20 protein-coding genes and 1 pseudogene are annotated in these 22,808 nt (G+C 53.3%); 7 read left to right on the top strand and 14 right to left on the bottom strand.

The window, feature by feature from the left end; genetic code table 11:
* Positions 1 to 5 precede the first annotated feature (5 nt).
* Positions 6 to 1,132, bottom strand: a pseudogene (locus tag EDM54_RS00425) (ABC transporter substrate-binding protein).
* A 200-nt stretch (positions 1,133 to 1,332) separates the two neighbouring features.
* On the opposite strand from EDM54_RS00425, the gene EDM54_RS00420 reads away from it, so the two are divergent.
* The 3 genes from EDM54_RS00420 (at position 1,333) to EDM54_RS00410 (ending at position 3,874) form a co-directional block, all read left to right on the top strand.
* Complete coding sequence (locus tag EDM54_RS00420) at positions 1,333 to 2,109, top strand: IclR family transcriptional regulator (RefSeq protein ID WP_003389421.1); 777 nt, start codon at positions 1,333 to 1,335, stop codon at positions 2,107 to 2,109.
* A gap of 136 nt (positions 2,110 to 2,245) precedes the next feature.
* Positions 2,246 to 2,692: a MerR family transcriptional regulator gene (locus EDM54_RS00415; RefSeq protein WP_122957580.1), complete on the top strand. Its 447-nt coding sequence runs from the start codon at positions 2,246 to 2,248 to the stop codon at positions 2,690 to 2,692.
* 6 nt (positions 2,693 to 2,698) lie between these two features.
* Positions 2,699 to 3,874: an MFS transporter gene (locus EDM54_RS00410; protein ID WP_122957579.1), complete on the top strand. Its 1,176-nt coding sequence runs from the start codon at positions 2,699 to 2,701 to the stop codon at positions 3,872 to 3,874.
* 829 nt (positions 3,875 to 4,703) lie between these two features.
* Here the strand turns inward: EDM54_RS00410 and EDM54_RS00400 are convergent.
* From EDM54_RS00400 to EDM54_RS00340, 13 genes are all read right to left on the bottom strand, one after another.
* On the bottom strand, positions 4,704 to 5,666 hold the full coding sequence (locus EDM54_RS00400) for an aminopeptidase (protein WP_122957577.1): 963 nt from the start codon (positions 5,664 to 5,666) through the stop codon (positions 4,704 to 4,706).
* Positions 5,663 to 6,862: an aminotransferase class V-fold PLP-dependent enzyme gene (locus EDM54_RS00395; protein WP_122957576.1), complete on the bottom strand. Its 1,200-nt coding sequence runs from the start codon at positions 6,860 to 6,862 to the stop codon at positions 5,663 to 5,665. The genes EDM54_RS00400 and EDM54_RS00395 overlap by 4 nt, the downstream gene beginning before the upstream one ends.
* A gap of 26 nt (positions 6,863 to 6,888) precedes the next feature.
* Positions 6,889 to 7,977 carry a M24 family metallopeptidase gene (locus EDM54_RS00390; protein ID WP_122957575.1) on the bottom strand — a complete coding sequence of 363 codons (1,089 nt, stop codon included), beginning with the start codon at positions 7,975 to 7,977 and terminating at the stop codon, positions 6,889 to 6,891.
* Between the two features lie 47 nt (positions 7,978 to 8,024).
* Positions 8,025 to 9,623, bottom strand: coding sequence for an OPT/YSL family transporter (locus tag EDM54_RS00385; RefSeq protein ID WP_122957574.1), 1,599 nt, complete (start codon positions 9,621 to 9,623; stop codon positions 8,025 to 8,027).
* A gap of 66 nt (positions 9,624 to 9,689) precedes the next feature.
* Positions 9,690 to 10,463: an IclR family transcriptional regulator gene (locus tag EDM54_RS00380; RefSeq protein WP_227277834.1), complete on the bottom strand. Its 774-nt coding sequence runs from the start codon at positions 10,461 to 10,463 to the stop codon at positions 9,690 to 9,692.
* A 195-nt stretch (positions 10,464 to 10,658) separates the two neighbouring features.
* Positions 10,659 to 10,976, bottom strand: coding sequence for a branched-chain amino acid transport AzlD family protein (locus EDM54_RS00375; protein WP_122957573.1), 318 nt, complete (start codon positions 10,974 to 10,976; stop codon positions 10,659 to 10,661).
* Positions 10,969 to 11,652 carry an AzlC family ABC transporter permease gene (locus tag EDM54_RS00370; RefSeq protein ID WP_122957572.1) on the bottom strand — a complete coding sequence of 228 codons (684 nt, stop codon included), beginning with the start codon at positions 11,650 to 11,652 and terminating at the stop codon, positions 10,969 to 10,971. The genes EDM54_RS00375 and EDM54_RS00370 overlap by 8 nt, the downstream gene beginning before the upstream one ends.
* A 229-nt stretch (positions 11,653 to 11,881) precedes the next feature.
* Positions 11,882 to 13,537 carry a MocR-like pyridoxine biosynthesis transcription factor PdxR gene (pdxR, locus tag EDM54_RS00365; protein ID WP_122957571.1) on the bottom strand — a complete coding sequence of 552 codons (1,656 nt, stop codon included), beginning with the start codon at positions 13,535 to 13,537 and terminating at the stop codon, positions 11,882 to 11,884.
* A 232-nt stretch (positions 13,538 to 13,769) separates the two neighbouring features.
* Positions 13,770 to 14,477 (bottom strand): ABC transporter ATP-binding protein, encoded by a 708-nt coding sequence (locus EDM54_RS00360; protein ID WP_024983547.1) that lies wholly within the window; start codon positions 14,475 to 14,477, stop codon positions 13,770 to 13,772.
* Between the two features lie 17 nt (positions 14,478 to 14,494).
* A complete protein-coding gene (locus tag EDM54_RS00355) occupies positions 14,495 to 15,271 on the bottom strand; it encodes an ABC transporter ATP-binding protein (RefSeq protein WP_003389436.1) in 777 nt (258 codons plus the stop codon).
* A 19-nt stretch (positions 15,272 to 15,290) separates the two neighbouring features.
* On the bottom strand, positions 15,291 to 16,565 hold the full coding sequence (locus tag EDM54_RS00350; RefSeq protein WP_024983546.1) for a branched-chain amino acid ABC transporter permease: 1,275 nt from the start codon (positions 16,563 to 16,565) through the stop codon (positions 15,291 to 15,293).
* A gap of 9 nt (positions 16,566 to 16,574) precedes the next feature.
* Positions 16,575 to 17,525, bottom strand: coding sequence for a branched-chain amino acid ABC transporter permease (locus tag EDM54_RS00345; RefSeq protein WP_024983545.1), 951 nt, complete (start codon positions 17,523 to 17,525; stop codon positions 16,575 to 16,577).
* A 611-nt stretch (positions 17,526 to 18,136) separates the two neighbouring features.
* Complete coding sequence (locus tag EDM54_RS00340) at positions 18,137 to 19,900, bottom strand: adenine deaminase C-terminal domain-containing protein (protein WP_122957570.1); 1,764 nt, start codon at positions 19,898 to 19,900, stop codon at positions 18,137 to 18,139.
* Between the two features lie 162 nt (positions 19,901 to 20,062).
* On the opposite strand from EDM54_RS00340, the gene EDM54_RS00335 reads away from it, so the two are divergent.
* The 4 genes from EDM54_RS00335 (at position 20,063) to EDM54_RS00325 (ending at position 22,593) form a co-directional block, all read left to right on the top strand.
* Complete coding sequence (locus EDM54_RS00335) at positions 20,063 to 20,605, top strand: YgaP family membrane protein (RefSeq protein ID WP_081924285.1); 543 nt, start codon at positions 20,063 to 20,065, stop codon at positions 20,603 to 20,605.
* A gap of 15 nt (positions 20,606 to 20,620) precedes the next feature.
* Positions 20,621 to 20,758, top strand: a complete 138-nt coding sequence (locus EDM54_RS26285; RefSeq protein WP_003389442.1) for an EYxxD motif small membrane protein — start codon at positions 20,621 to 20,623, stop codon at positions 20,756 to 20,758.
* Positions 20,759 to 20,851: 93 nt separating this feature from the next.
* The gene (locus tag EDM54_RS00330) at positions 20,852 to 21,295 is read left to right on the top strand and encodes a MarR family winged helix-turn-helix transcriptional regulator (RefSeq protein ID WP_003389443.1); all 444 of its coding nucleotides are present in this window, start codon (positions 20,852 to 20,854) and stop codon (positions 21,293 to 21,295) included.
* 11 nt (positions 21,296 to 21,306) lie between these two features.
* Entirely contained in the window at positions 21,307 to 22,593 is a 1,287-nt protein-coding gene (locus tag EDM54_RS00325) for an MFS transporter (RefSeq protein WP_122957569.1), read from the top strand.
* Positions 22,594 to 22,808 lie beyond the last annotated feature (215 nt).

Raw genomic sequence — 22,808 nt, 5'->3', positions numbered from 1 at the left:
GACACCTACTTTCCTGTAATGGGTGCGATTTCTTTATTGAAGCGGTCCAGCCAACTGGCCGTTTCCTTCCCGATGACATCGTAGTCGAAGTTTACGACCTTGCTGCGGTCAAACTCCAATTGCTTCGCCACATCCTCCGGAAGCTTCACAGCAGTGGCAGGATTGTAGTACAGCTCCGTCGCGTACATGGTCTGTACCTCGTCACTCAGCAAAAAGTCGATAAATGCCTTTGCCGCATTCGGATGCTTGGCCCCTTTTACCAATGTCGCTACGTTCGGAACGATGTTTCCGCCCTCTTGCGGGAAGACGAATTCCAGCGGCAGTCCGGCGTCTTTTTGGGTCAGGCTGCGAGCCATCGTCCAGGTAGTGTACGCCGCGCTCTTGTTTTGCAGGTTTTGCTGCAGCTGGGCCGCGCTCTTCGCAAAGGTAGGCATATATCCCGCAATCGTTTTCATTTTTTCAAAGCCGGGCTCGATGTTTTTCTCGGAGCCTCGTTTGCATAGGCCATCATGATCATCGCGGAGCGGCCGAAGTTGCTGGCTACATCAGTCATCGTAATATAGCCTTTTACTTCCGGCTTGGCGAGGTCATTCCAGGAAGCCGGTACCCGCAGATTTTTTTCTTTGACCAATTCGCTGTTGTAGGAAATGCCCATCGGGGTAAAGTTGACGGTTACGCCGCTGTTTTCCGCGATCTTCAAGTCATCCGGGACATTTTTCATATTCGGAATGTCCGCTTCGGAGATCGCTTCCCAAAGCCCCTCCTGGCGGCCTTTTTCCTGCTCGCCGCCCTCGATGACGGTCATGTCAATTTGAGGCGAGTTTTTCTGCGCCTTCACCTTGGCGACAATTTCCGTGGAAACGCCAGACACGTACGTCAGCTTGACATTCGGATATTTCTCGTTGAACTTTTTGAAGATCACGTCTTTCATCAGCTTTTCGACAGTGGCCCCGTTGCCCGCGATGACCAGCGTGTCCTCCAATTGAGCCTCGGCTTGTCCGGCACTCTTGTTGTCTGCCGGTTGGCCCTGTGGCGCAGATGATTGCGGTGCAGAAGTGGACGAACCACAGCCTGCGAGTAGTGAACCTGTCAATGCAAGAACAGAGAGCAGCGATAATGTCTTTTTCTTCACTTGTCTTCATCCCCCGTATCTCCGATTTTTGTTCACGAATAGAGAACGATGTTTGCTATTCAAGAACATTGGTGTTATACTACCATAAGTATACTGACAATTCAAGATAGTCTGAGTAGAGGGAGGATTCTCCCCTTTCCTTTTGAAAGCTTTTCGATTATGCTTGACTACTATCAATGCCTGTTACGGAGGAATGACCTATGGATCAGGTTTTGTCTTCAGTACGAAATGGCTGCAAGCTATTGAAAATGTTCCTGGACGGTCCCCCGGAGATGGGAGTGACAGAGCTCAGCAAAAGGCTGCAGCTTTCCAAGGGGGCTGTGCACAAGCTGCTCACCACATTGGAGTCGGAGGGATTTATCCGGAAAAACGAAAAAACCAAGCAGTACACGCTTGGCTATACATTGCTGGAATTAGGGGACAAAGTGATCAAAAACCATGACATCGTCGCATTTTCAACGCCGTATATTCAACGGTTGCTGGCCCGCACCCAGGAGCTCGTTGTCCTTTGCATACAGGATGGAAAAGACGCCATCTATGTGAGCAAAGCGGATTCGCCCCATCCGATCCGGTTTACGCTCGAGACCTACCGGCGCTTTCCCATGTATTCGACTTCCGCCTCCCGCGTGCTTTTGGCATACCGGACGCCAGAATTTCAGGATGAAATTTTGCGGGAGGAGATCAAGGGCTACACGCCGCATTCTTTTACCTCCGTCGAAGAAATCAAACAAAATTTGCAGGACATCCGGGAGCGCGGCTATGAATTCAGCTCTAACCGGCGAAACGTCGGAGTAACCGGCATGGCCGCGCCGATCTTCGATTCGACTGGCGAGGTGGTTGCCTCGATCAGCGTAATTGGACCTTCAGATCGCGTGCTTCCTCAGCAAGATGTGATTCGCAATGAGTTGCTTACAACCGTACAGGAGATGTCTGCCGAGTTGGGATACAGGTATCAACTGACAAGACCAGTCTTATGATTGGTCTTCTTTTTTTTAGGAAAACTAGGAAAAGTACACGTTTCATAACCTTTCCCATAGTTTTACGTTTACGTCAACGTTAATGTCTGTTAAGATAGGAGATGTCATTTTTTATTTGTGATTGGAGGAACCTTTCATGTATCAAATCGAGGAGGTCGCCAAAAAAACCAATCTCACCAAACGGGCCCTCCGCTACTATGAAGAATTGGGCCTGGTCAGTCCGTCCGGCCGAACGGAAAGCGGGTACCGCCTGTACACGGACGAAGACGTCACCCATATTCTGCACGTCAAAAACACCCGTGATCTCCTCGGCGCTTCCCTGCAGGAAATCAAGGAAATCATGGATCTTGGCAAACGCTACGAGCTTTTGAAGCAGGACTACTTTTCCGATAAGCATGCGAATGACCAGCATGTGGGCGAAAAGCTGCGCTTGCTGACAGAGCTGGAGGTAACGCTGAGAGCACAGCGGGACGTTCTGCAGGAAAAGCTGAACAAGCTGACGGAGATGCTGCAGGGATACGATGAAAAGCTGACTCGCATTACGAATAAGAAGCGGGAATTGGAAAAAGAGAGCAAGGAGTGAACATCAGTGAGCAGTCATGGAGCTTCTTTCCAAACCTTGTTTAAACAGCCCAAATCGGCCTGGGCTGTCGCTTTTGCTTGTATCGTCGCCTTTATGGGCATCGGTCTGGTCGACCCGATCCTGCCGGCGATTGCCGAAAAGCTGAACGCCACCCCCAGCCAGGTATCCCTGCTGTTTACCAGCTACATGGTGATGACCGGGATTACGATGCTCGTAACCGGGTGGGTATCCAGCCGGATCGGTCCAAAGCCTACGCTGTTGTTCGGTCTTTTGGCGATTATCGTCTTTGCCTTTATGGGCGGAATGTCGAATTCCGTTACGGAAATCGTTTGGTACCGCGCCGGGTGGGGATTGGGAAATGCCTTTTTCATTTCCACCGCACTTGCCGTGATCGTCAGTGTAGCCAGCGGCGGTACGGCCGGAGCGATCGTTCTGTACGAAGCGGCGATCGGACTGGGCATGTCCGTCGGGCCGCTGCTCGGAGGATTGCTTGGCGGCATTAGCTGGCGGGGACCGTTCTTTGGCGTTTCCGTACTGATGGCCATCGCTTTTCTCGCTGTTTTTGTCCTGTTGAACGAAGTCCCAGCTCCCAAACGGCGCAGCTCGATTGCCGATCCGTTGCGGGCCCTGACTCACCGGGGACTGTTTACCCTGGCCGCCACTGCCCTTTTGTACAATTACGGATTTTTTACTCTGCTGGCCTTCTCTCCGTTTGTCCTGCACATGGATGAACACAGCCTCGGCTTCGTCTTTTTCTTCTGGGGCGTAATGCTCGCGATTACCTCGGTGATCATAGCGCCGCTGCTGCAAAGGAAATACGGATCGATCCCGACGCTGAACATGATGCTGTTCTTGCTGGCCATCGTCCTTGCTGTTATGGGATTCGGCGTAGAATCGCAAACGACTCTGGTCGTCGCCATCGTCATCGCCGGCGCCATACTCGGCATCATCAATACGGTTTTGACTACCGCGGTGATGGATGTAGCCCCGGTCGAACGGGCAGTCGCTTCCTCAGCGTACAGCTTCGTCCGCTTTTCCGGCGGAGCGATCGCACCGTGGCTGGCAGGGAAGCTGGCCGAATGGTATTCGCCGCATGTGCCTTTCTATGCGGGGGCGGTTGCGGTGATTGTCAGCATTCTGGTGCTCGCCGTGGGGAAAAAGGTTTTGGCGCATGTCAATTGATCCCTTTTGCTGAGGATTTGCGAGTGTTGCTTACGCCCATGAAATAAGATATTAACCGGGCAGCTGCATTTGAACAAACACTGGGGCATTTTTCTCACTTCCACTCCGAAAGCTGCTGCGGTGAAGAGAAGCCTGTTTCCATTCTCTGCTCCGGTCTACGTCCCACAAGGATGCGGAAACTGTCCGCTCCGCAATGATCCCGAGGGAATCGCAAAACGGCGCGCAGCTACGCAGTGGATTCATGGGTTGCGATTCTGTTTCCTCGGGATCACTGCTCCGCTGGGCTGGACTTCGCTAGTCGCTTCGACTGGAAACAGGCTTCTCTGTCGAGCGGAATTGCTTCTTCCAGCTTTAAAAAGCATGTGGGATATTTCAAGGCTGGCCAAGGTTCATGGCAGCCTCTCTCAAAACCGTTCGGGCCGAACGGTTTTTTGATTTAAACCAGCAGCTGTTGAGATGAAAAAGGAGAAAAACGCGAAGGTCTTTGGGACACCTCCCAGGCGAAATGGAAAAAGCAAAACACGCCTTTAGCGTCCAACTCTGAGATGCTTCCTTGAGCAGGCTGCTTTTGGACGCGGTTTTGCTTTTGGAATGGAGCCGGACAGTCAATCCCCCTCGCAGTGTCCCACCGAACCTGGAGCGGTTTTCTCCTTTTTCATCTCCTCCCCCAAAGCCTGTCCAACAACACAAAAACCAAAAAAAGTGGCTGCGAAAGAAAGAAGCCTATTCCCTGAAAAACGAAAAACCCCGCTAGCACGCAGGGCTTTCCAAACAATCTGAATCATAGGGAAACACTCAAGCTCCCAAGCCGTCTCTGCCGCTTGGCTCGCTAAACCAGAATCGTCCCGTTCTCCACAACCAACCGATTGTCAATCCACATAGTCGGCTTCAGAATCATCCCGTCAGTATGGAAAGGCGCATCGACATTCCCACCGATGTTCAAGCTTTTGCCAATCCCGACATGGAAGGCCCCGAGAATCCGCTCGTCCTCGATCAGCTTTCCGCTCAGTACAGCCTTGTCATTGGTACCGATACCGATCTCGGCAATGTTGTAAACATTCGGGTTGTTGAAGGAACGCAAGAGAGCCTCGAATTCCACCGCTGTGTTGCCGCCCTCAATTTCCGTGATCATGCCGTCGGCCACTTTCAGCACGACCGGCTTGTCGACAATGCCGAACGGCGCCAGGCTGCCGTCAAACACCATGGTTCCGTTGGTGGCTCCTTCAAGCGGCGCAGTCGCAGTCGTTCCGGCCGGGGCGAAATTCCATTGGCCTGCTTCCTCGCAGATGCCGTCTACCGCCATCGTGGAGCGTCCTTTGATCGGGAAGGTGATGTCCGTCCCGTTGGGGCAGGTCACGCGAACGGTCTCGGCGGATTCGAGCATAGCGACGAATTGGCTGGTCAATTCGCTCATTTTTTCGTAATCGGCGTTGACGGCTCCCGTCATCATCCGTTCATCCAGACCGCTGCAGACGAGCACGCGTGTCCCTTGCTTGCGCGCCTGGCGAATGGCCTCGACATGCGTAATCGAGACAACGGGCAGCACCACGGCCGCATCGGCGCTTTTCAGACTCTCTGCTACGATTCCCATCGGTTCCTCGTTTTGCGTGGAGACAACCGGATAGATCACCTTGCCCGTTTTCGCTCCCAATAGCGCTCCCGCTGTGGTGAATGCGTCGACGAGCTGCTCGTTTTGCTTGTCATCCGCGACAATGACGACCTCTTCGCCCCGCTTCACCTTCAGCCCGTTTTTCATCACATTGAAAGCAGATTGAATGATGAATTTATTCATTGCTGCCCCTCCTTCTGCAAAAGGTCCAGAATCAACTGCACCGTTTTGTCAATCTCTTCTTCGGTGTTGAAATAATGGAGCGATACGCGGGCCATTTTATTGATGCCGTACTGCTGCAGCATCGTGTTGGCCATAAAGGTGCCGGATTCGATGATGATGCCGTTCTCTTCCAGATACTGTGTAATCCGGTCGGGCGACAAGCCCTTTACGTTGAACGGGATCAGCGCCAGTCTGTCTTCCAGCCGCTCGGGTCCGTAGATGACCATGCCCGGAATCTTTTCCATTTGTCCCACCGCGTACGCCGTCAGCTTGCGAACCCGCTCGTAAATCGCTTCGACGCCGATCGCTGAAGCGTATTCCAGAGCCGCTCCCAGACCGAGAATGGAAGGAACGATCGGGCAGCCGGCTTCGACCCGCTTGGCGATGGGCAGGAAGCTGTACTCGTTGGTGTCAAAATCCCAGCTCGTTCCGCCCCATCCGATCAAGGCGGGCGTGATGGACTCGATCCATTCGCTTCTGATAAAGAGAATCCCTGAGCCTTCCGGGCCGCGCAGTCCTTTGCGGCCACATGCGGCGAGGAAATCGCATTTCACCTTTTTCACATCGATGGGGACCATCCCCAGGCTTTGCGAGGCGTTTACGAGCGTCAGCACGCCGTGCCTCTTGGCCATTTCGCAGATCGCTTCGATCGGCTGGAGGGCGCCTGAAGCATTGGGCAGGTGAGAAACAGAAATCAATTTCGTCCGGGGAGTGATCAGCTCTTCCAGGGCGGCTGGGGAGATAACCCCGCTTCTGTCCGTCTTGAGAACCTTCAGCTTGATCTTGCCCTCGCGCTCCAGCCGCAGCCACGGTACAAAATTGCTGTGGAATTCCAGATCGGCGATGATCACTTCATCTCCTTCCGACCAAGTCAGGCCGCTGGCGACGAAATTGATCGCTTCCGTTCCGTTTTTGACAAAGGCGATTTCATTGGCCCCCGCTCCGATGTAGCGGGCCGCCGCCTCCCGGATGGCATCCACCCGGGCGTAGGTCTCCTTGCGAAAAGAGGGCAGATAGGGGCCCAGCTCTGTTGTTTTGCGCAAATAGTCGGTCATGGCCTCAATCACTTGGCGTGGAGGTGCAGATGCTGCCGCAGTGTCCAGGTATGCATAGCGTTCATGCAGAGGCGTATCCTGTCTGATCTGTTGGATATTCATGATTCCACTCCCTCTTTATTGGGCGTTTACAGTGTGATCAGTTCCTTGGTGGAGGTCATGAGATTGAGATAACCGTCCTTGGTGACGATGATGTTGTCTTCGATCCGCACGCCGCCTTTGTCGGGCAAATAGATTCCCGGTTCGACCGTAAACGCCATGCCCGGCTCAAGCACGAGCTGGTTGTTCTGCATCATGTACGGCGCTTCATGCGCTCCCAGCCCGATTCCGTGTCCGGTACGGTGAGTAAAGTAGGTGCCGAAGCCCTTGCTCTTGATAATGCTCCGCGCCTTGTCGTCTACCTCGTGAGCGGTAATGCCCGGCTTGATGATGTCAATGGCAGCCTGCTGCGCTTCCCGGACCGTCTCGTAGATCAGCTTCAGTTCATCCGAGATCGAGCCTACGGCGACCGTGCGTGTAATGTCCGCCACATATCCTCCGTAGATGGCGCCGAAATCGAGAACGACCAGCTCGCCTGCTTCGATTTTCTTGGAGGCAGCGCGTCCGTGCGGCAGTGCTCCGCGATAGCCGGAGGCGACAATCGTTCCGAACGGCGTGCCCTCGGAGCCGCGTTTGCGCATTTCGTATTCCAGCCGCGCAGCGATCTCCAGCTCGATTGCCCCAGGCTTGATGTACGGCAGTGTCGCTTCCAGACTTTCTTCCACGATTGCTACCGCTTTTCGCAAATACTCGATTTCCGCTTCGTCCTTGCACATGCGGAAGGAATCGAACAGCTTGCTGACATCCTGAGTGTCCGTGCTGCCCAGTTGCTCTACCGCTTTCAGCTCGGCAACCCGCATCGTACCGAACTCGACGCCGACCTTGCCCAGCTTGCCCTTGGCATCGACCAGCTCCTGCAGCGCCTTGGCGGAGCCTTGTTCATCGGTGTACCAGAAAATATCTCCTTTTACCGTGGACTGGACCTTGCTCAGCTCCACCTGCGGAGTCACGAACAGCCATTTTCCCTCCGCCGTCACAATGGCGAGTGTAAGCCGCTCGCTCTGCTTCAGCTGCAGGCCGGTAAAGTAGTAGAGGTTGGGACCGGGAACCAGTACGGCTGCGTCCACCCCTGCTTCCCGAATCTTTCCTGCCAGAGCTTGCTGTCTTTTATCGAACATCTTTCCTCATCCTCCTGTTCGTTGTTGCAGGGACTTGCCGCCCCCGCCTACAGTTTTTTCAGTTTAAATACGGAGCTAAAGAAGCTGTACAGCGCATCTCCGGCGATAAACCCTGCCGCGAGAATGCTCATGGTCGTCTCAGCCTGCTTGCCTCTCACCTTCAGCACGACAGCGCGGATGACGATGCCCGCCAGCACGGCCCAGCCTGCCGGCACGTTGAGCAGCAGCAATCCGGTCGCGAACAGGACGCCCATCTGACGCTTGGAACCGCCGACGATTTGCAGGATCGCGCCAGGAATCGCCCACAGGAACAATTGACGGGCAATGTCGCCGGAGACGCCTGCCTCAATCGTCGCCGCATATACCTTGTCGACCGGCGGCACAAGGTTTTGGGCAAAGTAGCCTTTGTATGCGATCAGTACAGCGATCGCCGCTACGCCAAATGCGATCATCCCGGCGATAAATTGCTGTTTGCGTCCATCCAGCTCATACGCCATATCCTCTCCGTTGCCGCGAAGAATGTAGCCTGTCTTCAGGTCGTAGCCCATGTCGGCAAATGCCGGACCCGTAGCGGCGCTAAAGCCGACCAGAAGGCCCAAAGCAAGCGGCGGGAAGCCGATCAAAATCCCGATGATCAAGGTGATCAGCGCGACTGCGAAAGCCGGAAACCAGCCGGAGTGCATGGCGGCAATGCCGACGATGACTTCATGGACAAATGCGGCAAAGGCGGCAAACAAGAGAAACAAAAGAAGCATGCCAAAGGACATTTTTGTAATCACGCCGCCGATGATCGCGATGATGAGGGCGATCACCAGATAAGCGATAAATCCAAATCCGAGCGCTCGCGAGGTATCTTTCTCTGTACGCGTATACGGCTCTTCTTTTTCCATTGCAGAAGCTGCGTCTGTTTTCTTTTTCTTTAAAATGATCGTCGTTACTTGAATCAGTGCTACAACACCGGCACCAATCATAAAGCCGTGGGGAATGTAGAGTTTGTTTACGTCTACGCCGAACAGCGGAACGGAGTAGCCGCGAAGCAGAAGACCGACCCCAAACATGAGCAGAGCCCAGATGTTTCCGATGAAGGCTACGCCAAACGCTGACATCGGGATGCCCATTGCCGAACCGGCGATTCCCCCGAGGGCGCCCAGCCCGAGCCAGCCAGCGCGCTTGCCTCCCTGATCGCCTGCTTTGATCGATTCAGCCGTGGCAATGCCCGGAGGCCATGCTCCGCTGGCGGGAAATACTTTGGAGTCAAAGAGGCGATACAAAATGGCGGCGTCTACAAACATCGCCAGGACCGCGCCGATCAGCATCGGGATGATCAGCTCGTGATGGCCCATCATAAACGGGATGCCGATCGGAATCATCAGGCTGTTCCCGGCCCCGAAAGTCGCCGAGGAGATCGCCGTCTGGATCAGGTTTTGTCGATGGACAGAGCGGTATTTGCGAAAGAGAGTTACCGGGATGCGAGAGATGACCATGGCGATCAGTGCCCCGATAATGGCCGTGTTCGCTGATATGCCGAGTGTCACGATCAGCTGCATGCCGATAATGGCCCCGATTACGGACAAACCGATGGTAAGGAGAAGCGTAAACGGTTCCAGAGCTCTTGGATGCTTTTTGTTTTCCGGCTGCTTTTCCATATTTTTTACCCCCAAAATTGATTAAGTGTTGTACGGAACCATTTTTATCTGGGTTGATGCAGCTGCTTACAAGTAACGGAAAGAGTAATCATTCAGCAGTTGTTGAATCTCGTCTCGTGCTTTCATCAGATGGTCCAATAACTCGGGCACTTTTTCTTCAGCCAGCCGGTGATCCGGGCCGGCGATTCCCAGGGAGCCGAGGATTTTGCCATTTTTGTCAAACAGAGGCATATGCAGCCCCGCAACCCCTTCGTTGTACTCCCCTGCCGAATAGGCCCAGCCGTTTTTGCGAATCATCTGCAACTGTTGCCGCAAGACTTCGGGATTTACGATCGTCCTGGATGTAAGCGGATTTAATCCTCTGGAGATAATCTCTTCCTGCTTGTCTTCGGGGAGATGCGCCATCATAACCCGGCCAATCGAACCGGCGTACAGCGGAAATCTTCTGCCCACGGTTACGGAATACTTCAAAACATGAGAGCTTTCCACGATTTCTACATAGACCCCTTCGAGGCCATCCAGCCAGCTCAGGAAGACGGATTCCCCCGTCTGTTCTGAAAGCCCTTTCATAACCGGAACCAAAACATCCCCGGGCTGAATGCGTGCCTTGACTTTCTGGGCGATCTGCAAAAACTCCAGTCCCAGCTCGTACTTCTTGTTCTCCGGATTTTGCCTCAGGTAGCCAAACTGTTCAAAGGTCGCCAAAATGCGGTGGACAATCGTATGGCTCATGTCGAGCTCTTTTGCGATTTCCCTGACTCCCCAGGCTGGTTTTTCCTCAGAAAAGCATCTGAGCAGTTCCAAAGATTTTTCCAACGTTTTCAGAGACAACGACTTCATACCCCCTTCGCACACTGTACCGATAATCGAACCATTGTACCTTTTTATAAATTTATTATATTGAATGACTTTGCCGATTTCAATCATTATTCTCAACATTCAGGCTGGAAACGATCCCCTTTTGCAAAAGGCAACGAAAAAAGCAGGAATCGCAAAGGTTTTTCCTCTGCAACACCTGCTTATGCTACTTTCCCTCTACAATCCCAAAAAAAGCCGCCAGCCAATCAGCACCGCTACTCCCGCGAGCAGCGCCCAGACGATGTGTTTCCTCCACAATCCCACCGCCAAGGCAATGACTCCGGCTGCCAGATACTCGGGACTCCACTGCCCGTCTCTCAGATGAAACAGGATCGGCGGTACCGTCAGCGAGCTGAACACCCCGACCGGCACCATCGCGAGCCCTCTTTTCAACCAATCGGGTACAGACCAGCGGGTACTGATCAGCAGCATCGGGAAACGTGTCAAATACGTAACGAGAGCCATCAACAAAATATACAGAATGACGTTATCCATCCCGCTTCACCGCCCCTATAGCTACAGCCGTCAGCGTACCCGCGATCACCGCAGCCACCCCTCCTCCCAGCCAGTAAGCCAGACAAGCCACCAATGAAGCGGATACAGCTACCTTCACGTGAAAGGATGAGATCAAGTTAACGGCAAGAAACCCTAAAAACGTCGCGATAAAGGCAAAGTCGAGACCAAACGCCTCGGTCTCTGTAAATACTGTCCCGAACCAGGCACCAGCAAGGGTACTGGCATTCCAGATGACGTAATCCGCGATGCTCGCTCCGGCGAAATACGGAAGGCTCGGCTTGTTTCCCGCTGTCAGGTACGTAATTTTCAAGGCATAGGTCTCGTCATTTAATGAACCTGCCATCAAGGAAAGCTTCCACGGAGGGGTTTCGCGAAAATAGGGACCGAGAGACAAACCGTATAACAGATGCCTTGCATTTAGTAGCGCGGTTGAGACCAAAATCGGCCACCCTACAATTCCCTGCGAGATCAGGCCTACTGCCGCAAACTGGGACGAGCCCGCATTTACAAGCAACGACAAAAGCATGGCCTCCGTAATTCCGAGCCCTGCTTGTCTGGCCAAGATCCCGAATACCAACCCGTCAATGATGCCGGCAGACGCAACGGGCAGGATTTGTTTCATCCCTTGTACGAACAAATTTTTCGATGAATGCAAGCAGTCCACCCTCCTGACACACCCACTCTATTATTGTCTGTACATTCTGTCAATTACTGTGCAAAGGCGCTTCTGCTTGTTCCTGTACCTGTATGCCGATCGGGTTCGGGTCGGATGGATCTCGGCTTCGTACCGAATCGTCCACAAGTACGGAATCGTCCATGAGTACGAGTAGCTCATTTGTCACCTTCGTCCGGGATACCGGGCAGACTCAATCAGCGTAAGTGCGTCAATCTCTTTCATGGCTGGTCAAATACGGCTTCCACACTTCTTCAAGCAGGCATATCCCCTGCTCGATAGCTTCGGCGGACATGCCGCCAAAGCCAAATTGAAAGGCAGGCAAGCTGTCCTTTGGCTGATGCAGCCATTTTCGGGTCGTAGGATAGACGCGGATTCCCACTGATAACGCGTGCTGCGCCAGCTCCTCTGCCGAGAGGTCTGATACTGCTTCCACCGTCACGGATAATCCGGCATTCTGTCCGGTCACATGAATCCGCTCCCCGAAATACGTATGCAAGCTTTTGAGCATGGCCTCATGTTTTTTGCTGTATAAAGTCCGCATTTTGCGTATATGCCGCTCCCATTCCCCGCTTTTCATGAAGAGAGCCAGCGTCTCCTGATGGATGCGGGATGCGGTTTGATCGTATTCATACAGCTGACTTCCGTAGATCTGCAGCAGCGCCGGGGGCAAAACCATATAGCTCATGCGAATCGACGGCAACAGTGATTTGGAAAACGTGCCGAGATAAATGACTCGTTCATGCGTGTCCAGTCCCTGAAGCGAGGGAATCGGTTTCGTCTGATAGCGAAATTCTCCGTCGTAATCGTCCTCAATGATGTACGCGCCCGATCTGGCCGCCCACTGCAGCAGTCTGATTCGCCTTGCGTAAGGCATAACGGCTCCGGTAGGCTCCTGATGGGAGGGCGTGATGTAAATCAGCGGCGCTCCGCTTGCCTCCAGCACCTCTACATCGATGCCGTCTTCGTCCAATGGAATCGGGGCTATTTTATATCCGAGATGCTGGAAAACAGTCCGCACCCCGTCGTATCCCGGCTCCTCCATTGCGACCACGCGTTCCTCCAGGGTGAGCAAAAAGCAAAGCACCTGGATCAGCACCTGCGTTCCTGCCCCGATGACAATCTGATCTGGCGTGCAAGCAACCCCGCGGGCCCGCTGCAAATAACGGGCAATCTCCTCCCGCAAGGCGCGCTCCCCTTGGCGGTCCCCGTAATTGAGAATATTCCTGTTTTCCGGCCGCATGCACTGATTGCTGTACTTGCGCCACAATCCGTACGGAAAATGCTCGGCATCGACCCGGGCCTGATGAAAGTCGTAGAGAATATTCGGGTTCTTCCCCGCTGGCAGACCGGCCGTATCACTTTTGGCGATCGCTTTTTCGGGAAGTGGAGTCGTGCCTGTACCAGGTAACGTATGTGCAGCCGCATGCTTGGCCCCGGCTGTATGCCCGACTCCAGCCGTATATCCGGCTCCGGCTGTATCCTCAGCCCCAACTCTATATCCGACTCCTGCTGGCTCCGCTTCGGCTGCTTGTCCGGCCGTATTCCCAATCTCGTTCATAGCGCCGTTCGCGGCCGCTTTTCCTCCGTGCTTCCCGGATGGAACGGCTACCTCGTCCTCTTCCCACTCCACCACGTAAAAACCGCTTCTTTCCCTGCTCTCGATGTATCCTTCCGCCAGCAACTGATGGTAGGCCGTTTCTACCGTTGTTTTGCTCAGTTGAAGATTGCGGCTGATCGATCGAACCGAGGGCAGCCGGGTTCCCGGCAATATCCGTCTAGTCTGGATTTCCTCGCGAAAGTATGCGTAGAGCTGCAGGTAGAGCTTTCCTGATCCGGCCTTCGTCCAATTCGGGTGAATCTCCATCAATAACCTCCAGGCTGACCCGCTTTCTATTTTGGAATCTGACCATTCGTAGAAGGTCAGCTACTTCTTATGATGATAGTAGCAAAAACATAAAGATATGGGGAGAGCGCATTCTTGTTGCACATTCGTTTTCCTCCAAAAGCCGTCGGTCAGTATGCCGGAAGCGACTCCCTTTAGAAAAAACAAGACCCGACGGAAGTCCATACACTCCATCGGGTTTTCTTCGTTTCCATCAAGCAAGATACGCTTCCCGCACCTGAGGATTGGTCAGCAGATTTTGCGCTTCATCCTGCAGAATGATTTCGCCTGTCTGAATGACGTAGCCGCGATTCGCTACAGAAAGGGCCTGGTTGGCGTTTTGCTCAACCAACAGGATCGTCATGCCTTCGCGGTTCAGCTCTGTCACGATGTCAAAAATTTGTTCCACCAGAATCGGGGCAAGACCCATAGACGGTTCATCCAGCATCAGGATTTTCGGCTTCATCATCAGACCGCGAGCAATCGCGAGCATCTGCTGCTCACCGCCGGACATCGTTCCGCCCTTTTGATCGATCCGTTCCTTCAAACGGGGAAAATAGCGAAATGCACGCTCGATGCCTTCTTCAATGATCTGTTTGTCCTTTACGGAAAATGCACCCATCTCCAGGTTTTCCCGAACCGTCAGCTTGGGAAAAATCCGCCGTCCCTCCGGCACATGGGCGATCCCCATCGCTGCGACATCGTGCGTCCTCATCTGCGTAATGTCCTTGCCGTCAAACACGATCCGGCCTTCCCGGGCACGGGTCTGTCCGCAGATCGTTTTCAGGGTGGTCGACTTCCCGGCGCCATTGGAGCCGATCAGCGTCACGACCTCCCCCTCGTTTACTTCAATACTTAATCCTTTCAACGCGTGGATACCGCCGTAATAGGTGTGAACGTTTTGCAATTCAAGCAACGGCATTGTTTCTCCTCCCCCTCTTACGACACTTCCGTCGCGCTTTTGCCCAGGTAAGCCTCGATGACGTTCGGATTGTTTCGAATCTGTTCCGGCGTACCCTCGGCAATCTTGCGTCCGTAGTCCAGGACGTGAATATACTCGCTCAATCCCATGACGAGCTTCATATCGTGCTCGATCAAAATAATCGTCAAGCCCAGCTCATGCTTCAGCTTGCGGATAAATTCAGTCATTTCTACCGTCTCGCGCGGGTTCATCCCGGCTGCCGGCTCGTCGAGCAAAATGATTTGCGGATTGGTCGCAAGCGCCCGGGCGATCTCCAGACGGCGCTGCAGTCCGTACGGCAGGCTGCCTGCCGCTTCGTTCGCCACATGGGCAATGCCGACGTATTCCATCAGCTGGTAGGCTTCAACCTTGGCCCGCTCTTCTTCCTCGCGAACGCGTTTTGTATTGAACATAATGCCCAGGATCCCTGCCGACAGGCGGCTGTGCGTGCCCACCATGACGTTCTCCAGGGCTGTCATCTCCTTGAACAGGCGAATATTTTGAAAGGTCCGCGTAATCCCGCGCTCCGCGATTTGATCGGGGCGCAGCCCCTTGATGCTTTTCCCGTTCAGCAAAACATCTCCCTCGTCCGGCTCGTAAAAACCCGTCACCATATTGAAGAAGGTCGTCTTGCCCGCACCGTTAGGGCCAATGACGGCGGTAATCGTTCCTTGTTCGATTTTTACGGTCACATCCTGATTGGCAACCAGACCGCCGAAACGCTTGGTCAACCCATTGGCTTCCAATAATGCCATCGTGCTCCCTCCTTCTTCGCTACGACTGTTTCCCCTGGGTAAGCTTGCTCAAGATGCCAAGCTTGCCTCCAGCGTATTTGCTTCCTTTGATGGCCTCCAGATCGTTCTTCTTGCGCCTGGCCGGGATCAACCCGTTTGGCCTGTAAAGCGCCACCAGGATCAGCATAATCCCGAAAATCAAACGCTGGAATTTGGACGGGTCAAGCTGGTTGGGCAGATTGATGACTCCCGATTGCTGCAGCGAATGCAGGAAGTTGGAGAACTCTTTCAAGAGCTGTACCTGAAGCACTGTGACAAAGGCGGCCCCGAGAATAACCCCAGGGATGCTGCCGCTGCCCCCGAGAATGACCATCACGAGAATCCCGATCGACTCCATCAGGGTAAAGGACGTCGGATCGATAAACGTCTGTTTGGCAGCAAAGATGACTCCCACGACACCGGCAAAAGAGGCGCCTGTCGCAAACGCAGCCAGCTTGGTGTTCAACAGGGAAATACCCATCGACTGCGCGGCCAGCTCGTCCTCCCGCACCGCCACCCACGCGCGGCCCAGACGGGAGTGCTCAAAGCGGATGTTGGCGATAACGATGAAAATGATCACGAACAGGACGATAAAGTAGAAGTAAAACGGCGTCCCCATCTTGACCCCGAACAGCTCCGGAGACGGAATCGGCGTAATCCCTTGGGGACCGTTCGTAATATTGATCGGCTTATCCAGGTTGTTAAAAATAATCCGAATAATTTCACCAAAGCCCAGTGTAACGATGGCGAGGTAATCGCCTTTTACCCGCAGTACCGGCAAACCGAGCAAAATCCCGAATATAGCCGCCACGATCAGGCCGACGATGAGAAATGGCCAGAACCAGTCTCCTGACAACGGAAACAATCCGCCAGGAATAAACTCGTTTGCCTGAGAGGTGGAGAAAATTGCATACGCGTAAGCACCCGCTGCAAAAAAGGCGACATAACCCAAATCAAGCAGACCGGCAAAACCGACTACGATGTTGAGGCCGAGCGCCATCGCCACATAGATGCCCACCTGCGAAGCCACTTCCATATAGTAGCGGTTGTCCCCCGCCACCAGCGGAATGATCAGAAGCAAAACGGCGGCACCCAGGATCAGGCGAACCCGCTTGTCCGTGTTTGTATAGTAGATCAGAATAATCGAGAACAAAATTCCCAGAAACGCGATGACGGACTTTTCCATGAAGTGCAGGGCTGCTGCAGAGACAGCGATCCAGATCAGTGTAACGACCAGCGGGATTCCTTTCATCGACTTCCATCCGATGTTTGCCATGATTCTCACCTACACTTTCTCTTTCACTGCTTCGCCAAACAGACCTTCCGGCTTGAACAGAAGCACGAGAATTAAAATACTGAACGCAAATACATCCTTGTATTCGGCACCGAAGGCTCCGTTGGTCAACGGTCCCATATACGCGCCGGACAGTGATTCCAGAAGGCCCAGCAGCACGCCGCCCACCATCGCTCCGCGGAGGTTTCCGATACCCCCGAGAACCGCAGCGGTAAAGGCTTTCAGGCCGAGGATAAAGCCGATGTATGGGTCAATCGTACCGTAGTTTTGCGAAAACAGAACACCCGTTGCTCCGCCAAGGCTCGAACCGATCAGGAAGGTAAGCATGATGACTTTGTCCACGTTGATTGTCATCAGCGATGCCGTCGACTGATCCTGCGCGACCGCCCGCATTGCGATGCCCCACTTCGTCTTGTTGATGAACAGCGTCAAAGCAATCATCATGACAATGGCAAGAACGATAACGATAAAGCCTTTTGTCGGAATCGAAGCGATCCCGAGAGAAATGCTGCCCGAGAAAAGTGCGGGAGTATTCAGATAAAATTCGTTGCGGGCAATCGCCTCGGTAAAGCGAACCAGGTCTTGCAGCAAAAAGGAAACGCCAATCGCCGAAATCAGAGGAACCAGACGCGGCGCACCCCGAAGCGGCCTGTAAGCGACCCGTTCTATGAGCACACCGAGTCCCCCTGTCAGCGCCATCGCGATGACGAGCGTCAGGAAGAAAGCCACGTACGGGTTCATTCCTTCAAGAGCGCCCAAGGAGTCGGAGATCAACAAAACCTCTGTCCCTACGAAGGCACCCACCATGAAAATTTCCCCGTGGGCAAAGTTGATAAATTCCAGAATACCGTAAACCATGGTGTAGCCGAGAGCGACGACGGCGTACATGAATCCCAGTGTCAACCCGTCAACCAACACCTGAGGCAAAATGTTGAGCAGCATGCTTCCCATCCCTCATTCCTTCGTAAACTTGTGGTGAATTTCAATTTTTTGCATGCGACAACGCCAATAAAGAGGGACCGCACGGAATGTGCCGCCCCTTTTGCTGAATGAGGCTCGTCAGATGCGTCTATGATGCTGTTTCCTCGCGCCCTATGAACCAATACAGTCCGAAAGCGAATCTTGTCCATTTGCGCAACAGTCGCCTTTCTTTTCGCCTATTACGAATGGCCTGCTTCTATCCGCAAAATAGTGTGATTTGACTGAAAAATCAGCTACCACTATCATATCAAAAGATTCAGTAAGCTCGCTACCTGGAATTACCGGTATCTCCCTTCATGCCAATTGAATCCCCCTTTTATTTCTCTTTATGTTTTCTTCATCATCAATCAAGCTGTCTGATCTGCCAGTTTGAACCTATGTAAACACCGGATCAATCAGCCTATATCATTGACGCAGCTTGATTCTTTTTCATTTTAAAAGAAATTAGAAAATTTACAAGAGAAAAAATTATTTTTTTACGCTACATATAATTCCAATACATAATCGTAAAAAGCAAGCGAGGAAAGAATATATCAATGCTATGTCACATTAAAGAATGTAAGTATTTTCCATTACAAGAACTCAGAAGGAACGAGGATCTTCCCCGACTTTACCTCCACGATTCCTTCTGCTGTTATCCGCACATACGGCAGATGAGTAGCCGTAAAGAACAGCAGGGAATAGAGCGGGTCCAGATGCTCGTGGCCTTTTTCCCGGATCAATCCCGTAAACCTCTCAGCCATGTCAATCACTTCCTCCATCGGTGCGGGGGAGAACTTGCCTCCCAGCGGAAGCGGGCATTCCAAGACTGCCTTTCCTTTTTCGTACATGGCTACCCCGCCGTCCATTTCCATGACCCTCTGCAGCGCCTGCGCCATAGACTGGGCACAACGTCCTATCACCAGCCAATCGCTCGATGCCGTATAGGTGCTGGCCAGCCCCTTTAGATCCCTGCCATATCCCCTGACGACTGCCCGGGTCAAACGTTTTTGCACAGGGTTAATCAGACAGAGCAGCGCGAGCTCCGGGTCGTTTTCCAGCGAAACATATCCCTGCGTATCCACGGGCAAGCTCGCTTGCTCCATTTTGGTGATGACTGCGTTCAGCATGCAAATGACAGGGACCGGCACTCCTTTGTCCTTCATGCGGAACCATTCTGTTTTCACCTGCATTTCCTTCATTTCCCGGGAGACGGACGGAAAATCGTAGTCTGTCCATACTGGCTGGACCGTCGGGACGAGCAGCTTTCCATCTTTCCCCGAGAGCTGTCCGTTTGCGATGACCGCTTCCGGCGTCGGCTCCCCGGGTTGCGTCAGAAGCAGAATATCGGCCAGCCGTCCGGGAGCTATGCCGCCCACTTCGCTGTCGATCCCGTAGTAGACGGCCGGATTGAGCGAGGCCATCGCATACGCTTCGACTGGCGGCATGCCTGCTTCAATCGCCACGCGGATCGTATAATCCATCAGGCCATGGCGGTACATCGGCGGCGTGCTGCCGTCTGAGGTCAGCATCATCCGGGATGACCAGGGAATCCCTGCTTCCAGCAACCCTTGCACCAAAGTCGGCAGGTCGGGGCGAATCGATGAATGGCGGAGGGTCGCGTACATCCCCACTCGCAGCCGCTCCAGCACATCCTCGGCCGTAATGCTTTCATGGCAGGCAGTGATGCCCAGAGCCGCTGCCGCATTCAGCGTTTGCACAGAGGCGCCGGGGTGATGCCCCTCCATTCGCTTGCCCACATCCAGTGCTCGCTTGATGCCGTACAGCAAGGTTTCATCCTCGGCCAATACGCCTTGCCAGTCGGTCAACTCTCCGCCCTGAATGACACGGGGGTGCTCCAGCATCCGGTCGATGCCTTCTCTGTCGAACGGCGGCGATGCCATTGTGCGTCTCATCTGGGGATCAAGCCTTGCCCAGAAAAATTGCTTTACGGGATGCTCCGCCAGTTTTTCCATGATGTCAGCCACTTGCGCAAAAGGCAGCGTCATAAGCATCAAAGAGTCCGATATCAACGTCGTCGTCCCGCGCGCCAAAGCAAAATCCGCCATCGTGAACGGATTGTACCATTGAAAGGGATGCGCATGAGGTTCAATGTATCCGGGAACAGCGCACTTGCCATCGGCCTCCACAATCGTCGTCCCCTCGCAAGTCACCGGCTCTTTTTCCCCGACATACGCAATCCTCTCGCCGGAAACGGCTATGTGGACCTCCCGCCATTCCTTTGTATAGACATGCAATACTTTTGCTCCCCTGATCCACATATCTGCCGGCTCTTCCCTTCTTGCCACCCGCAGAAGCTTTCGATGAGCAGCCTCATCTATCGAACGAACTCGCATGAATATCCCTCCTGTTTCCCTTTAAAAACGATTTCAGTCATTTCTTCTGATGCCCTTCTTGTTACCTTAAAGCTTCGCCATCTTAGAAACATTTTCCTTGGCTGTTTTCCCAAGACCCGCACACACTAACCGGTAGATACAAGTTGGACAGGAGGAATCCACATGCGAAGGAACGTCGGAACTGTAGATGCCATGATTCGCATCACTGCCGGACTTGTTGGACTTGCATACGGGGTCGGCAAAATGAGCCGTCGCCCCTATCGTACCCCCTGGCTGCTCATGACCATGTCGGCCATGAAGGTAGCGGAGGGTGCGACCCGATTTTGTCCGATGCTGTATGCGATGAATACCGATACAGTTACCAAAAAGGGAATGAACAAGATTGTCGGAAAAATGACCGAAGCCGGCGTCCGCGCAGCCATGCGGCAAATGACGGGGTCAAAGGGAGGCGGCAAGCAAGGCGAGAATGCGGCCATGACCTCCGAGATGTCTCAAGCGATGGCAGCCGGGATGTCGCCTGAGAAAGGGGCAGCCACTGCCACAAGGGAGCTGTCCCAGGAGGATAAACAACTGGAAGCAGCCCTGCGAGAACACGTCACCTATCCGACAGCCGATCAGTTCATGGAAGACGAAGACAGCGATCTGGAGAAAAAACCTTCGGAACGGTACAGTCGGGACGAGCATCTGTACCCTACCTATTCATAAGAGGAGGACTGCTTTATGACGATTGTCGGCCCTCCCCTGTACGAATGGTTTTCCCACAATGTGTTTGTCATCGCCATCATCATAGCCTGCGTGGCGGCGATGGGATACTTTTTTTACAACACGCGCAAAAACAAAGGGAGATACCGCCAATAACAGGCGTATCTCCTTTTGTTAATTTTGGTTTACAAGAAAATATGTTATACATATAATTGTTATGACAATCATTTTGGATAGGAGCTGTCCCTCATGGTTTCTACGCCTCACTATCAATCAATCGGATTTCTTCTCGGTATCACTTATCGGCGGGTGAGCCATCTTGTCACCATCCGCCTCAAGGAGCTGGATATTACACCGGAACAGCTGGCTGTGTTGCTCAGGCTGTGCGAGCAGGACGGCATCAACCAGAAGGAGATCGCCATCCGCACAGCCAAGGATCAACCGACGACTGCCCGGATACTCGATGTTCTTTTGCGGAAGGAATTGATCGAGAAAAAGGTGAGTCCTGCTGATCGGCGCGCTTTTTTAATCTATCTGACCGAAAAAGGAAAATCGTTTGTCGAGCAGGCTATACCTCTGGAGAAACAAGCGATTGATGAAATGCTTGCAGGCATAGACCCGGAACGGCTTGAGCTGTTGAAGGACACTCTTTTGACCATTCAAAACAATGTCAACCAAGTCATCATGGAGTAGGAGTGGAATAGGTGGAAGAGAAACCAGAGACAAATGAAAAGCTATGGACGGGCAAGTTTGTCCTCCTGACGCTTTGCAACCTGCTGTTGTTTTTGAATTTGCAAATGATGACGCCATCATTCCCGGCGTATGTAAAGGAACAATTCGGCGCGAGTGATTTCACGGTGAGCCTGGTGATTAGCCTGTTTGCCTTTGCGGCTGTGGTCGCCCGGATTTTTACAGGCAAGGTCTTGCAACCGAAAAACAGCAAAACGATTTTGCTGCTCGGACTGTCTATCGTTATTCTTGCGACAGCCGGTTACGTTTGGGCAGGGACAATCGCCTTTCTGCTGGTCATGCGCATTGTATTCGGCGTCGGATTCGGGATGACGAGCACGACCTTTCCTACTCTTGCGTCCAATGTCATCCCGCCCAAACGGATGGGGGAAGGCATGGGGTACTTTGGCCTCTCGTCCAGTCTGGCGATGTCGATTGCTCCCGTGATCGGACTTTGGATATTGGGACAATTCGGGTTTGTCGCCCTTTCCGCTTCGGCTGTTGTGCTCGTAATCGCCATCATCCCTATGCTGCGGATCATACAGCCGGCGGCACCGCTCCATGCCATGCGTGAAAGCAAAGAGGGGCAGGCGAATCAAACCGGCACGCCACAGATTCCGAGTAGCAAGCACCAGATCAGCAAGCAGCCATTTCCAACCGGCAGCGGTACCAGTGGAGCTTCCGGCCGGGGCATTTTGCTTCCAGCCTTTTTAAATCTTTTGCTCTCCATCACGTACGGAGGCCTGATCAGCTTTTTGGCGCTGTTCGGAAAAGAGGTTCATATCGACAACGTCGGCTGGTTTTTTCTTTGCAACGCATTTGCCATGGTATTGATCCGGCCTGTCTCAGGGAAAATATTTGACAAAAAGGGGCACTGGGCCGTTCTTCCTCCCGGAGCCCTGCTGGCCGTGATCGGGCTTGTGCTGGTCTCCCAAGCATCCTCTGTCCCGACGCTGCTGACAGCCGCCTTATTTTACGGTCTCGGCTACGGAATTATTCAGCCGTCGATTCAGGCCTGGATGATCAAGCAGGTCTCTCCGGCAAAGCGCGGGATGGCCAACGGGCTTTTTCTCAATTCGATTGATTTGGGAATTGCGCTGGGGGCCATGCTGCTGGGAGCCGTCGCTTCGGCATCCAGCTATGGAGTGATGTACCGCCTGTCTGCAGGGTGCATGGTGCTGTTTCTCGTCGTTTATTTACTGTCTCAGCTTTTGGAGAGACGGGCAAAGGCAGCGGCTTCCCGGGAGGAGATTGGGGTTTAATAGCGTTGGTTGGGTCGGGAAAGCGTGTTCCCCTTTTTCCATTCCGCCTGGGTTGTGTCCCAAAGACCTTTCGCGTTTTCTCCATTTTCATCTCTACGGCTTTTGGCTTTTGCCGGACTATCACAAAACAAGACAAGCCTTCAATCCGCTTCTCGGGATTGGAGGCTTGTTTGCTTTTGCAGCAGCTTTTTGGAAGCAGGTCAAGCCCATTCGAA

Origin of the sequence: Brevibacillus borstelensis (genome assembly GCF_003710865.1) — a bacterium.
Lineage (GTDB): Bacteria > Bacillota > Bacilli > Brevibacillales > Brevibacillaceae > Brevibacillus > Brevibacillus borstelensis.
The sequence above is the reverse complement of the archived record's forward strand: the minus strand, read 5'-3'. Positions and strand labels throughout refer to the sequence as shown.

Coding starts and splice junctions, on each gene's coding strand:
- EDM54_RS00420 (WP_003389421.1), top strand. CDS start 1,333: ATGGATCAGGTTTTGTCTTCAGTACGAAATGGCTGCAAGCTATTGAAA.
- EDM54_RS00415 (WP_122957580.1), top strand. CDS start 2,246: ATGTATCAAATCGAGGAGGTCGCCAAAAAAACCAATCTCACCAAACGG.
- EDM54_RS00400 (WP_122957577.1), bottom strand. CDS start 5,666: ATGAATAAATTCATCATTCAATCTGCTTTCAATGTGATGAAAAACGGG.
- EDM54_RS00395 (WP_122957576.1), bottom strand. CDS start 6,862: ATGAATATCCAACAGATCAGACAGGATACGCCTCTGCATGAACGCTAT.
- EDM54_RS00390 (WP_122957575.1), bottom strand. CDS start 7,977: ATGTTCGATAAAAGACAGCAAGCTCTGGCAGGAAAGATTCGGGAAGCA.
- EDM54_RS00385 (WP_122957574.1), bottom strand. CDS start 9,623: ATGGAAAAGCAGCCGGAAAACAAAAAGCATCCAAGAGCTCTGGAACCG.
- EDM54_RS00380 (WP_227277834.1), bottom strand. CDS start 10,463: ATGAAGTCGTTGTCTCTGAAAACGTTGGAAAAATCTTTGGAACTGCTC.
- EDM54_RS00375 (WP_122957573.1), bottom strand. CDS start 10,976: ATGGATAACGTCATTCTGTATATTTTGTTGATGGCTCTCGTTACGTAT.
- pdxR (WP_122957571.1), bottom strand. CDS start 13,537: ATGGAGATTCACCCGAATTGGACGAAGGCCGGATCAGGAAAGCTCTAC.
- EDM54_RS00360 (WP_024983547.1), bottom strand. CDS start 14,477: ATGCCGTTGCTTGAATTGCAAAACGTTCACACCTATTACGGCGGTATC.
- EDM54_RS00355 (WP_003389436.1), bottom strand. CDS start 15,271: ATGGCATTATTGGAAGCCAATGGGTTGACCAAGCGTTTCGGCGGTCTG.
- EDM54_RS00350 (WP_024983546.1), bottom strand. CDS start 16,565: ATGGCAAACATCGGATGGAAGTCGATGAAAGGAATCCCGCTGGTCGTT.
- EDM54_RS00345 (WP_024983545.1), bottom strand. CDS start 17,525: ATGCTGCTCAACATTTTGCCTCAGGTGTTGGTTGACGGGTTGACACTG.
- EDM54_RS00340 (WP_122957570.1), bottom strand. CDS start 19,900: ATGCGAGTTCGTTCGATAGATGAGGCTGCTCATCGAAAGCTTCTGCGG.
- EDM54_RS00335 (WP_081924285.1), top strand. CDS start 20,063: ATGCGAAGGAACGTCGGAACTGTAGATGCCATGATTCGCATCACTGCC.
- EDM54_RS26285 (WP_003389442.1), top strand. CDS start 20,621: ATGACGATTGTCGGCCCTCCCCTGTACGAATGGTTTTCCCACAATGTG.
- EDM54_RS00330 (WP_003389443.1), top strand. CDS start 20,852: ATGGTTTCTACGCCTCACTATCAATCAATCGGATTTCTTCTCGGTATC.